Genomic DNA, 13,535 nt, shown 5'->3' with positions numbered 1-13,535 from the left:
ACTTAGAAAAATATGTTTTTTAGCTGCCGTTAAAAAGAGAACATATTTTCTTTTTGGAAACGGGCGTTCTATAATGAAAATACAGAGAAATTAAGGGTGTGAGAAACGTGTCATTTATTCACCTTCATGTATATAGCGCTTATAGCCTGCTATCGAGCACGGCAAGAATAGAACAGCTAGTGTCAGGCGCCAGGGAAAACAGGTTTCCTGCCCTGGCTTTAACGGACCGGAATGTCATGTACGGAGCTGTTGCCTTTTATAAAGAATGTCTTAAGCAGTCCATAAAGCCAATCCTGGGCCTCTCTGTGGATGTATTAAGCGAGATTTCCGAAGGGGAAGCTTATCCGATGGTCCTTTTGGCTAAAGACAGGCAGGGTTTTCAGAATCTATTAAAAATCACAAGCACAGTCCAGACAAAATCGCCTGAAGGCATCCCTGTTAAATGGCTTAAGCACTATGCAGGAGGATTGTTTGCTTTAACTCCCGGCCTTGACGGGGAAATAGAACACTATCTTGAGGCGGGTGAATACGGCCAGGCAAAAAGAATAGCTGAACTTTTCAGCAGTCTTTTCGAGCCGCATTCATTCTTTTTCACTATACAGGATCATGGGCTGCGTGAAGAGAAAAAAAACCATGAACTTCTGGTTCAGCTTTCCGGGGAAACCGGGATTGGCCTGGCGGCTTCAAATGGTGTTTGTTACATAAAAAAAGAAGATGCTTTTGCCCATGAGTGCCTGCTGGCCATTAAAAATGGAGAAAAGCTTCAGGATGAAGCGAGAGAGCGGCTGAAGAGCGATGAGTATTATTTAAAGTCATCCGGGGAAATGGCAGAATTGTTATCGGGTTATCCGGATGCTTTGGAGAATACGATTAAGATAGCAGAGCAATGCAATGTTATGCTTGAGCTGGATAAACAGAACCTCCCTAAATACCCTGCTGTAAAAGGGATGAGTGCCGATGAGCTATTGGCAGAAGTTTGCTGGAAGGGTTTTGCTGACAGATATCCGGATGCAGATGGTGAGCATAGGGAGCGTTTGCAGTATGAGCTGAATATAATTAAGAATATGAAATTCAGCGATTATTTTCTAATCGTTTGGGATTTTATGAAGTTTTCGAGAGAAAATGGAATTTTAACCGGTCCGGGGCGGGGATCTGCTGCCGGTTCAATGGTTGCTTATGTCTTATATATTACAGATGTGGATCCAATTGAGCATCAGCTATTATTTGAGCGGTTCCTTAATCCAGAAAGAATTTCCATGCCTGATATTGATATCGATTTCCCGGATCACAGAAGGGATGAGGTGATTCGGTATGTGTCCAGGAAATATGGAGAGTTGCATGTTGCTCAAATTCTTACGTTTGGAACATTGGCAGCTAAGGCGGCACTACGGGATGTCGGCAGGGCATTTGGGCTTAATCCGAAAGAGCTGGACATGCTTTCAAGAAAAGTACCTTCCAAATTGGGCATCAGTCTCAAAGAGGCTTACAAAGAATCAGAGCCTTTAAGAAGATTCACCGAGGAATCCGATTTAAATCGCAGACTTTTTGAAACGGCTATCAAACTGGAAGGTCTCCCAAGGCACACATCAACTCATGCTGCCGGCGTTGTAATCAGCGAGCACCCGCTGGTTGAGGCCATTCCCATTCAAAAGGGACATGAGAATGTTTATTTGACCCAATACTCGATGGAGCATCTTGAGGATGTCGGCCTATTAAAAATGGATTTTCTCGGTCTTAGGAACCTGACACTAATCGAGAATATCTTAAGCTCTATACAGAGAAAGACAGGCACACAGATTGATATAAAAAACATTCCCCTGGATGATGAGGCAGTATACAGTCTTTTGGGAAGAGGAGATACTACAGGCATTTTCCAGCTTGAGTCTGAGGGGATGCGAAGTGTGCTGACAAGGCTCCAGCCAACGCGCTTTGAAGATATTGTGGCTGTCAATGCCCTTTACCGCCCCGGCCCTATGGAAAATATCCCGCTGTTTATTGACAGAAAGCACGGAAGGAAGCCGATTATATTTCCGCATCCTGATTTGAAGCCTATTCTTGAAAATACGTATGGTGTCATCGTGTATCAGGAACAAATAATGCAAATCGCTGCAAAAATGGCAGGATTTTCACTGGGTGAAGCCGATTTGCTTCGGAGAGCAGTCAGCAAGAAGCAAAAAGAAGTGCTTGACCGTGAGCGTGTCCATTTTGTAGGGGGAGCAGTAAAGAAAGGCTATAATGAACAAGCTGCTCATGATATATATGATCTAATTGTCCGGTTTGCAAACTATGGATTTAACCGGAGCCATGCGGTTGCATACAGTTTCATAGCTTATCAGCTGGCATATTTAAAAACTCATTATCCGCTTTACTTCATGGCTTCACTGCTGACTTCAGCAGTAGGCAATGAAGGCAGGATTGCCCAGTATATCGGAGAACTGAGACAGATGGGTTTGGCGCTCAGCCCGCCATCCATAAATAAAAGCGGCTATTCGTTTCTGGTAGAGAAAGATTCAATCAGGTATAGTCTTGCAGCCATAAAAGGCGTAGGTGCTGCAGCTTTAAGGGATATTTTTCAGGCTAGGAAAAATAAGCGCTTTGAAGATCTGTTTGATTTTTGCATAAGGGTTTCAACAAAAGCTGTTAATCGCAAGGTCCTCGAGTCCCTGGTTCATTCAGGAAGCTTTGATGAATTTGGGGAAGATAGAGCTGTTCTGCTTGCCAGCCTGGATGTGGCTGCGGAACATGCCCAGCTTGTTATGCCGGAAGACGATCAAGCTGATTTCTTTGAGGATGATGAATTTTTTCCTAAGCCTAAATATACCGAAGTAGATCCGATCCGTTCCGAGGACAAGCTGAGATTTGAAAAAGATGTGCTGGGCCTGTATTTATCAGATCATCCGGTTTCAATCTACGAATCATCTTTTCACCTGCTGGATGCCAGTCCGCTGATTGAACTCGAAAGAAATGCAAATAAGGCAAAAACAGTTGCATATTTATCCGAAGTGAAAAAGATCCGTACGAAAAAAGGAGAGCCAATGGCATTTCTATCCTTGAGCGATCAGACAGGGGATATGGAGGCAGTTGTTTTTCCAAAGGTGTTTAACCGATTTTCAATGCAATGCTCCCAGGGAAGCATCGTCTTTGCGGAAGGAAGGATTGAGGAACGGGACGGAAAGAAGCAGCTGATTGTCCAGCATCTGGATGATGTGAAGGAAGCAATTGAAAAAATGCAAAACAAAGATCCAGTTTTATATTTAAGGATTACCGAGGATCGGGAAACATCTGAAAATCTTCGTTTGCTTAAAGAGTTATTTAAGAAAAATGAAGGCCGGGTTCAGGTGGTTTTATATTATGAAAGCTCCCGAAAAACCATTCGCCTGGGTGAAGAAGACCTGATCTCGCCATCAGAAGATTTCCTTCAATTGCTTATGAAAGTGCTTGGGCAGAATAACGTCATTTTAAAGTAATTACCCTTTACAACAATAACAATTATGGTATATTTGTAAGAAGAAAAATAAACTGGTCTGACCACTGAAGCGAAGGATAAGCCCTGCGCCATCTGATAATCAAGCAGAACGGCAGCAGGTATTTCTTCGTCGATCTATGTTTATATATAAATCCTATCCGGAATATGAGGAGTGAAAATTTTGACCTTACGCGAAGAAGCACTGCATATGCATAGAGCTAATAAAGGGAAATTGGAATCTAAATCAAAAGTACAGGTGCGAAATGCCAAAGACTTAAGCCTTGCTTATTCCCCAGGGGTTGCTGAGCCCTGCAAGGAGATTTATGATAAGCCGGAAACTGTCTATGAATATACGATGAAAGGTAATATGGTTGCGGTTGTTTCCGATGGAACAGCTGTGCTGGGATTAGGAAATATCGGGCCGGAAGCCGCCCTGCCTGTAATGGAAGGTAAAGCTGTACTATTCAAAAGTTTTGCAGGAGTGGATGCATTTCCGATTTGCCTCAATACGACCGATGTTGATAAAATTGTTGAGACTGTAAAACTTCTTGAACCTACATTTGGAGGCGTAAACCTTGAAGATATTGCTGCTCCAAATTGCTTTTATGTAGAAGAGCGACTAAAAAAGGAAACAAATATTCCTGTTTTCCATGATGACCAGCATGGCACTGCCATTGTGACTGTTGCAGGTCTTGTGAATGCCTTGAAGCTTTCAGGAAAGAAAATGAATGAAATTAAGGTTGTGGCAAACGGTGCCGGTGCGGCCGGAATTGCCATCATTAAACTTCTATACAGCTATGGTGTTCGCGATATTATTATGTGTGACACCAAGGGTGCCATCTATGAAGGCCGCCCACAGGGAATGAATGAGATAAAAAATGAAGTAGCGAAGTATACGAATCGTGAAAATGCCAAGGGAAGCCTAGCTGATGTTATTAAAGGTGCAGATGTATTCATCGGGGTTTCTGCGGCTGGAGCGTTAACGGCAGAGATGATTGGTGCCATGAATCAGGACCCGATTATTTTCGCTATGGCTAATCCAACTCCTGAAATTATGCCTGATGAAGCGAAAGCAGCTGGAGCGATGGTAGTTGGGACAGGAAGATCCGATTTTCCAAACCAGGTCAATAATGTGCTGGCTTTCCCTGGAATTTTCAGAGGGGCTCTGGATGTCCGTGCAACTCATATCAATGAGAAAATGAAAGTAGCTGCTGTAGAAGCCATTGCCAATTTGGTTCATCAGGATGAGCTGAATGCGGATTATGTCATCCCTGGGCCATTCGATCCCCGTGTCGCACCTGCAGTTGCCGCTGCAGTGGCAAAGGCAGCAATGGAAACCGGTGTTGCCCGCATTAAAGTGGATCCTGAAGAAGTAAAGGAAAAAACGAAGCAACTTGCTGTCATTGGAAAAGGTGAGTGACTCCATACGTGAATCCACCTCAAAATAACACGAAGGTTTATATCGGCATTGTCAAACAGCTTAGGTCCATGATTGAACATGACGGACTTAAGCCTGGAGATCGATTGCCTTCCGAAAGAGAGCTGTCAGAGCGCCTGGGTGTCGGGCGCTCTTCCGTTCGGGAAGCATTAAGAGCCCTTGAACTTCTTGGCTTAATAGAGACAAGGAGGGGCGAGGGGACTTTTATGAGGGATTTTAGAGGTCATCAGCTCGTACAGCTGCTTAGCACGTTTATTCTTCAGGATAAGAAATCCATCAGAGATGTTAAAGAAACCAAGTTCTTGATCGAACTTGATTGTTTATGGCTAATCATTCAAAAGGCTGGAGAAGATCAGCTTCTTAGGTTCAAAAAGTGGTCTCTTGAAGCAGACTACTCAGATGATGACTTTTTTCTGGAAATCGTCACACTTGCAGATAATCATCTATTCCTCCGCATCTGGATTATCCTTAAAGATTATTATAATTCTTTGGATCTGGAGACAATGATGGTAACCAAGGAACAATATGCAAAGCTGATTGAGACATTGATTTCCAGAAATGAATCCGAAGTTATTCGTGTATATAGAAATCTGAGAAAATTGTCGAAAGGCTAACGACAATTTTTTGCAAATTTTATAGCTGATATCCTCTATATTTAAATAATCAGACAAGCATTAATGGAGCCTAGTAGAGTTAGGCATTCATTTTTAAATCGGTGGTCTGACCACTGTTGAAATTAATGGAATTGATTCAGCTATTATCAGGGAGGTTTCATCTTGCTTAAAGATATTTTCACTAAGACGAAGAAGAAGAAATATGCAACCATTCCATCGGAAACGGCAAAGCAGGATGTGCCGGAAGGAATCATGACAAAGTGTCCGAACTGCAAGAAGATCATGTATACAAAAGAATTGGTTAAGAACCTTAAAGTGTGTTTCCACTGTCAATACCACCACACCATGAATTCAAAAGAGCGTTTGGAAAGCTTTTTGGATGCCAATAGCTTTGATGAAATTAACGCAAACATGATATCTGAAAATCCTCTTAATTTCCCGGATTATATTGAAAAGCTAGAAAAGGATCGGGAAAAAACAAAGATTAATGAAGCGGTAGTGACTGGGACAGGCACTGTAAATGGCCAAAAAATAGCAGTGGCCGTTATGGATTCCACATTCAGAATGGGAAGCATGGGCTCAGTAGTCGGAGAAAAAATTACCCGTGCCATTGAAAAAGCTGATGAACTTGGAGTTCCTTTTATTATATTTACCGCATCAGGCGGAGCAAGAATGCAGGAAGGCGTATTAAGCCTAATGCAAATGGCTAAGACAAGTGTAGCCTTAAAAAGATTCAGTGATAATGGAGGCCTGATTATCTCCATCATGACTCACCCGACAACAGGCGGTGTGTCTGCAAGCTTTGCTTCACTGGGAGATTACAATTTGGCGGAACCAGGTGCATTGATTGGCTTTGCGGGGCGCAGAATCATAGAACAAACGATCCGTGAAGAACTGCCGGAAGACTTCCAGACAGCAGAATTCTTATTAAAACACGGTCAATTGGATGCAGTCATCCCCAGAACAGAGTTAAAGGACAAGATATCAGCCATTTTATCAATACATCAACCAGGAGGTGACTTCCAATGGCAGGAGAATTAGAATTTGAACGTCCGGTTATGGAGCTGAAAAAAAAGATTGCTGAATTAAAAGAGTTCACAAAAACAGCCGATGTAGACCTATCCTCTGAGATAGAGAAGCTGGAAGCGCGCTTGGAGAAATTAGAAGCCGATATATATGAAAATATGAAACCGTGGGATCGTGTGCAGATTGCAAGACATCCCGCAAGGCCTACCACTCAGGACTATATTTCCTTTCTTTTTGAGGATTTTTTCGAGTGTCATGGAGATCGTGCTTTTGGGGATGACGAAGCCATTGTTGGAGGCATTGCAAAGTTTAGGGGCCTTCCGGTTACCGTCATCGGGCATCAGCGCGGAAAAGACACAAAAGAGAATATCCGCAGAAATTTTGGAATGCCGCATCCCGAAGGTTACCGAAAAGCATTAAGACTAATGAAGCAAGCAGATAAATTCCGAAGGCCGATTATTTGTTTCATTGATACAAAGGGCGCCTATCCTGGGAAAGCCGCAGAGGAACGCGGACAGAGTGAGGCGATCGCAAAAAACCTGTTTGAAATGGCCAGCCTTAGGGTGCCTGTTATCTGTATCGTCATCGGTGAAGGCGGAAGCGGCGGAGCGCTGGCTCTCGGTGTGGGAAACCATATTCATATGCTTGAGAACTCCACTTATTCGGTTATTTCTCCAGAAGGAGCTGCTGCTATTCTCTGGAAAGATGCCACGCAGGCCAAAAAGGCTGCAGAATCCATGAGAATTACTGCTCCGGATTTAAAAGAATTAGGTGTTGTGGATGAGATTATCGAAGAGGTAAAGGGCGGAGCCCACAAAGATGTAAAGGTACAGGCTGCAGAAATCGGAGAGGTCCTTTATCGATCATTGAAGGATTTGTTGGATCTTTCTGAAGATCAGCTGATCGATCACCGGTACAACAAGTTCAAATCCATTGGTGAATATTCGTTTTTAAAGGAATTTATTGGGGTAAAATAAAAGCGTGCTTTCGGGCACGCTTTTATTTTTTGCCTATTTCAGTGCACAAGCCATCTACGTCAGCGGGAGGCTTATACAAATACCACTTTCAAAGTAAAAAATGCAGGTTTTTCTATTTAAACCGCTTTCAGTTACCCGACAATTCTGTATTTCCTTGAATTTGCCTGATAAAGTTGAGATGCTCCCTTCTTCATGGTATTTTAGAAATATTCAATAGCGTTTTGTTAAATAATAAGATAAGCAGACTATGCTCTGCTTTACATAAAGAAGAGCCTATATTACATACAAAATTCCTGGGCAGGCGGTGTCCATGATTTATAGGCTGTGAATAAACAGCTCAGCAGACAACACGCTTTCTTATTTTATATAAATATACATTCGGGGTGATTATTGTGAAGAAAATAGGAGTATTAACAAGCGGCGGCGATTCTCCTGGCATGAATGCAGCTGTACGTGCAGTTGTCCGTAAAGCGATTTATCATAATATTGAAGTGTATGGTGTTTATGGCGGATATTCCGGCTTAATGTCAGGGAATATTAAGAAGCTTGACCTTGGTTCGGTTGGTGATATCATCCATCGCGGCGGCACAGTCCTGCATTCGGCAAGAAGCGAAGAGTTCAAAACAAAAGAAGGCCAGCAAAAAGGCATTGAACAGATGAATAAGCACGGTATTGAAGGTCTTGTGGTAATTGGCGGGGACGGTTCATACCGTGGAGCAAAAGCTTTGACAGAGCAGGGATTTCCTTGTGTGGGCGTACCTGGCACCATCGATAATGATATTCCGGGAACCCAATATACTATTGGCTTTGACACAGCTTTAAATACGGTTATTGATGCAATTGATAAAATCCGTGATACGGCTACTTCCCATGAAAGAACATTTATCATTGAAGTAATGGGAAGAGATGCAGGAGACATCGCTTTATGTGCAGGATTAGCAGGCGGTGCGGAAACAATCCTCATTCCTGAAGCAGGCTATAGTATGGATGAAATTGCAGAGAGACTTAAAAAGGGACATGAACGGGGCAAGAAACATAGTATCATTGTGGTTGCAGAAGGAGTCTGCAGCGGAGTGGAATTTGCCAAGCAGATTAAGGATACAACAAACTTTGATACGCGGGTTTCTGTACTTGGCCATATGCAGAGGGGCGGATCCCCAACTGCATTCGACCGGGTGCTGGCAAGCCGCCTTGGAGCACATGCAGTAGAACTTCTCCTTGAAGGCAAAGGCGGACGTGCGGTAGGAATTCAAAATAATAAACTTGTTGACCATGATATAATAGAAATATTGGATAGAGAGCATACACTTGACCTGGACCTATACAAACTTTCGAAAGAGCTGTCTATTTAATCTAATCAGATATAAGCCGGCACAAGCGGCATAAAGCTGTCAGTGCTGGTATTCAAGCTGCATCAAATCAGGAGGTAAATTAAAATGCGTAAAACGAAAATCGTTTGTACTATTGGACCTGCCAGTGAAAGTGTTGAAAAGTTAACACAGCTTATTGAAGCAGGAATGAATGTTGCCCGGTTAAATTTTTCCCATGGTGATTTCCAGGAGCATGGACAGCGAATTCAGAACATCCGTGAAGCTGCCGAAAAGACAGGAAAGACAGTAGCAATCCTCTTAGACACAAAAGGGCCGGAGATCCGCACAAACAATATGCTGGAAGGTGCGATTGAACTGAGAGCTGGGGAAAACATTATTATCTCCATGAACGAGGTTGAAGGAACAGCAGAAAAGTTTTCTGTTACATACGCAGGGCTAATTGAAGATGTACACACAGGAAGCAAAATTCTGCTTGATGACGGTTTAATTGGACTTGAAGTAACAAAAATCGATAAAGCCAACAGTGAAATTCACACAAAAATCTTAAATAGCGGAACACTTAAAAATAAAAAAGGCGTCAACGTTCCGGGTGTATCTGTGAATCTTCCTGGCATAACGGAGAAAGATGCTCAGGACATCATCTTCGGAATCGAACAGGGCGTAGATTTCATTGCCGCTTCTTTTGTCCGCAGAGCGTCTGATGTTTTAGAAATCAGACAGCTGCTTGAGGAGCACAATGCCTCTTATATCAACATCATTCCTAAGATTGAAAATCAGGAAGGTGTAGATAACATTGATGAAATTCTTGAAATTTCCGACGGTCTTATGGTAGCGCGCGGAGACCTTGGTGTCGAAATTCCGGCAGAAGAAGTTCCGCTTGTGCAAAAGAAATTAATTAAAGAGTGCAATGCACAGGGTAAACCTGTCATTACTGCAACACAAATGCTGGATTCCATGCAGCGCAACCCCCGTCCAACACGCGCAGAAGCGAGTGATGTAGCAAATGCCATTTTTGATGGTACTGATGCTATCATGTTATCCGGTGAAACGGCTGCGGGCTCTTATCCTGTCGAGGCTGTGCAGACGATGCACAACATCGCATCAAGAGCAGAATCTGCTTTGGATCATAAAGAAATTCTATCAAACCGAAGCAAAGATAATGAACATAACATTACAGATGCCATTGGACAATCAGTGGCACATACAGCTCTAAACCTGGATGTTAACGCCATTATTACACCGACTGAAAGCGGCCATACAGCAAGGATGATTTCAAAGTACCGTCCAAAAGCTCCTATTGTTGCTGTCACTTCAAACGACTATGTATCACGGCGCTTATCTTTAACATGGGGTGTTTATCCTCAAATTGGCCAAAAAGCGTCTACTACAGACGATATGCTTGATATTGCAGTTGAGGAAAGTGTGAACAGCGGAATTGTCGCATCAGGAGATTTAGTGGTTATTACAGCTGGTGTGCCTGTTGGTGAAGCTGGTACCACCAATTTAATGAAAATTCATGTAGTGGGGGATATCCTGGCTAAGGCACAAGGAATCGGGCGCAAATCTGCCTTTGGAAAAGTCGTTGTGGCAAGAAATGCAGAGGAAGCATTGGCAAAAGTAACAGAAGGCTCTATTCTGGTTACTATCGGTTCTGACCGTGAAATGGTCCCTGCCATTGAAAAATGCAGTGCACTTATTACAGAAGAAGGCGGACTTACAAGCCATGCGGCTGTCGTGGGCCTTAATATTGGCATACCTGTCATTGTAGGGGTTGAAAAAGCAACAACCCTTCTCAAAGATGGGCAGGAAGTAACAGTCGATTCTCAGCGAGGCGTAATTTATAACGGCCACGCAAGCGTGCTGTAATTAGGATTAAAAAAGGAAGGGTTCGCCCTTCTTTTTTTTTTGATTCCTGGGACAGACAAATTGTTATATTCTCAGTTTCATGTTTGGTATAATAAAGGTAAGTCTTATACAAAATAGAGGTGGCTTGATGCGCTACATTCTCTTGCTGATGATAATCGTTCCTGCTGCTGAAATTGGTGTTTTACTGCTATCAGGGAACACAATTGGTCTATGGCCTACTCTTGCGGTTATCTTGTTTACAGGCGTTCTCGGTGCTTATCTGGCCAAAAAACAGGGTCTTGAAACAATCAGAAAAATACAGGATCAGCTGCGCTGCGGGCAAATGCCTGGAGATGCCATTCTTGATGGGGCCTGCATCCTTATTGGAGGCACCCTGCTTCTTGCACCGGGATTCATTACAGATGCATTAGGATTTACATTGCTTCTTCCTTCTGCAAGAAAAGTACTTAAAAACATCCTGTATATAGGTCTGAAAAAATGGATGAACAAGGGAACAATCACGATAATCAGGTGAAAAAAGCTATATATAAAGCCGCTCCTTTAAATTGGAGCGGCTTGTTTATTTTATTGGCCATTTTATTTTCGGGCGCATTCACACTTTTGATTATGCAAGTGCCAAATAGGCAATCCATTACATAGCCTGATTAAGGGATGCCCACATTCAGATCATCATCTTAATCTGCTTCCTCATTGCCTTTTATAAACAACCAGATATCCCAGAATACTCCAGCTTTATGAAGAGTTGTGATGAGTACAAGAGTAACCGGCCCGGCGATTAAGCCCAGAAATCCAATCAGTTTAAAACCGACAAATAAAGCAATCAGGGTAGCTAAAGGATCAAGTCCAATACTTGATGAAAGGATCTTTGGCTCCATAATCTGCCGTTGTACCAATACGATGATATAAAGAATGCCAAGTCCGATTGCCCTGCTCATTTCTCCGCCGATTGCTTCATAGATGATCCATGGCACAAAAACCAGCCCTGTTCCGAGATAGGGTATTATATCGACAAGGCCAGTCACCAGTGCAATTGTAATAGCATAATCGACACGCAAAATCAGCAGTCCGGCAAGTATGATAACAGTCGTGATAGATACTAAGGTAGCCTGTGCCTTGACAAAGCCAAACAAGGCCTTCTGCAGATCGGCAAATACAGTTCTGCCGCTCTTTTTTGCACGGCTGGGCAGTATGCGGCTGAAGAGGCCTGAAAGCCTATGCCAATCCTTGCTGATGAAAAAAGTGGCCAGCAGCGAGAATATCAGGACAGTTGCTGCATTGGGAAACCAGGAAAGGATATTTGGGATTTTCTCGAAGAATGCCTGGATAAAATCTCCCAGAGTGGAGCCAAATTGCTTCCCGACATTTTCTATGTTCGTCATTATGGTATCCTGCTGGCCTGTGCCAAGATTATTAAATAAACTGGCAAGCTGGTTATAAAGAGGAATGATTTGCCCAGCAAAGAACTGCTCAATGAAGTCAATTAAAGTATCGAGGTGCTGCGGTACTACTTTTGCCAAATAATCTGCACCTGATACGATCTCTGCCACCAGCAATGTGATTAATCCAGCAAAAATGGCAAAGATAAGAATCAAAGCAATGAGGACTGCAAGAGCCCTGGGAATTTTCCATTTAACTTCCATCATGTTGACAAAGGGATTAATTAGAAAGGCAATGGCCAGTCCAATAATGAAAGGGTAAGTCACTTTGGATAAATATAAGAAAGCATAGAGACTTAAGATCACTACTCCAATAACAAAGAAAAATCTTACGGTCCGATAGATATATGCCGGGTTCAAGTAATAGCCTCCTTATTTAATTAGAACAGACTAAGTCATTGCAGCTGCCGTTTTTATGTAATGTTATTAGTCATATCATACATCAATTTTGATGAAGCTAAAAATAATTAGCTATTGTCTAGTAATACTTATTCTATTTATTAAAATCCGGTAAAGAACTCAGAAATTATTAAAATGAATTAAATTATGTTACGATAATATAGAAAGCTGGCAGGTGAATTAGCAAATGTTTTCCCAATCGCTCATTTTTTTGATTCTATTGCTGGGTATTGGTGTAATAGCAAAAAATCAATCATTGATCATTGCTGTCTTTGTATTGATTGTCCTTAAAGCAGCCGGCCTCGATTCAAAAGCCTTTTCATTCCTGCAGTCCAAAGGGATTAACTGGGGCGTAACCATAATTACAATCGCTGTCCTGGCGCCTATAGCAAGCGGTGAAATCGGCTTCCGGGATTTAGGTGGAGCGTTCAAGTCCCCTTATGCATGGGTTGCCCTTGTCTCAGGGATTGCAGTTGCGCTTTTGGCAAAAGGCGGCATCGTTCTGCTGGCTGAAGACCCTCATATAACAACTGCTCTTGTTCTTGGGACCATACTTGCTGTTTCCCTTTTTAAAGGTGTTGCCGTCGGTCCTCTGATAGGGGCAGGAATTGCGTATATGGCAATGAAAATCTTTGAACTCTTTAAATGAAGGATTCAAAAGGTTTTTCATTGCCCTTGGGCATTATTGTAAATAAACTTTTTTTGGAAAATAATATTTTTTAACATTTTAAGTGCTTTTCATTCACAAAAGTCAGATAATTGTTTATAATAGGACTTGTAAGCGTAACCTATTTCACGGTACCTATTATATTCAGTTAAGCTCTATTAAAATGTTATTAATATATTTTATTTTTTCTATTCAGAAAAAAATGTAAGCATTTTCTTTTTTTTAAAGAGTACCGAGCAACCGCTCGATGGAATGCATGCCAAAAGAAAGTTTATTTCTTCCGTATATCGTGGAGTGCCCTTTCACTAAATGGAA

10 protein-coding genes are annotated in these 13,535 nt (G+C 42.4%); 9 read left to right on the top strand and 1 reads right to left on the bottom strand.

The genetic code is table 11. The annotated features are described in order from the left end of the window. Positions 1-107: 107 nt before the first annotated feature. The 8 genes from dnaE (at position 108) to NR125_RS15280 (ending at position 11,232) form a co-directional block, all read left to right on the top strand. Positions 108-3,467 carry a DNA polymerase III subunit alpha gene (gene dnaE, locus NR125_RS15315; protein WP_256815621.1) on the top strand — a complete coding sequence of 1,120 codons (3,360 nt, stop codon included), beginning with the start codon at positions 108-110 and terminating at the stop codon, positions 3,465-3,467. 180 nt (positions 3,468-3,647) lie between these two features. Beyond that, positions 3,648-4,886, top strand: a complete 1,239-nt coding sequence (ystJ, locus tag NR125_RS15310) for an NADP-dependent malic enzyme (RefSeq protein WP_009333245.1) — start codon at positions 3,648-3,650, stop codon at positions 4,884-4,886. A gap of 68 nt (positions 4,887-4,954) precedes the next feature. Beyond that, complete coding sequence (locus tag NR125_RS15305; protein WP_050807810.1) at positions 4,955-5,518, top strand: FadR/GntR family transcriptional regulator; 564 nt, start codon at positions 4,955-4,957, stop codon at positions 5,516-5,518. Between the two features lie 162 nt (positions 5,519-5,680). Continuing rightward, positions 5,681-6,559, top strand: coding sequence for an acetyl-CoA carboxylase, carboxyltransferase subunit beta (gene accD, locus NR125_RS15300; RefSeq protein WP_009333243.1), 879 nt, complete (start codon positions 5,681-5,683; stop codon positions 6,557-6,559). Next, a complete protein-coding gene (accA, locus tag NR125_RS15295; protein ID WP_009333242.1) occupies positions 6,544-7,521 on the top strand; it encodes an acetyl-CoA carboxylase carboxyl transferase subunit alpha in 978 nt (325 codons plus the stop codon). The genes accD and accA overlap by 16 nt, the downstream gene beginning before the upstream one ends. A 392-nt stretch (positions 7,522-7,913) precedes the next feature. Continuing rightward, on the top strand, positions 7,914-8,873 hold the full coding sequence (gene pfkA, locus NR125_RS15290; RefSeq protein WP_009333241.1) for a 6-phosphofructokinase: 960 nt from the start codon (positions 7,914-7,916) through the stop codon (positions 8,871-8,873). A gap of 84 nt (positions 8,874-8,957) precedes the next feature. Continuing rightward, positions 8,958-10,718: a pyruvate kinase gene (gene pyk / locus NR125_RS15285; RefSeq protein WP_009333240.1), complete on the top strand. Its 1,761-nt coding sequence runs from the start codon at positions 8,958-8,960 to the stop codon at positions 10,716-10,718. Positions 10,719-10,845: 127 nt separating this feature from the next. Then, positions 10,846-11,232 carry an FxsA family protein gene (locus tag NR125_RS15280; protein WP_009333239.1) on the top strand — a complete coding sequence of 129 codons (387 nt, stop codon included), beginning with the start codon at positions 10,846-10,848 and terminating at the stop codon, positions 11,230-11,232. A 160-nt stretch (positions 11,233-11,392) separates the two neighbouring features. Here NR125_RS15280 and ytvI read toward each other — a convergent pair whose 3' ends face one another. After that, positions 11,393-12,514 (bottom strand): sporulation integral membrane protein YtvI, encoded by a 1,122-nt coding sequence (gene ytvI / locus NR125_RS15275; protein WP_256815620.1) that lies wholly within the window; start codon positions 12,512-12,514, stop codon positions 11,393-11,395. A 226-nt stretch (positions 12,515-12,740) separates the two neighbouring features. On the opposite strand from ytvI, the gene NR125_RS15270 reads away from it, so the two are divergent. Beyond that, positions 12,741-13,202 (top strand): DUF441 domain-containing protein, encoded by a 462-nt coding sequence (locus NR125_RS15270; RefSeq protein ID WP_009333237.1) that lies wholly within the window; start codon positions 12,741-12,743, stop codon positions 13,200-13,202. The last annotated feature ends 333 nt before the right edge of the window (positions 13,203-13,535 follow it).

The sequence above is a fragment of the Cytobacillus sp. Bac17 genome, from assembly GCF_024519925.1.
Taxonomy (GTDB): Bacteria; Bacillota; Bacilli; order Bacillales; family Cytobacillaceae; genus Cytobacillus; species Cytobacillus pseudoceanisediminis.
The sequence above is the reverse complement of the archived record's forward strand: the minus strand, read 5'-3'. Positions and strand labels throughout refer to the sequence as shown.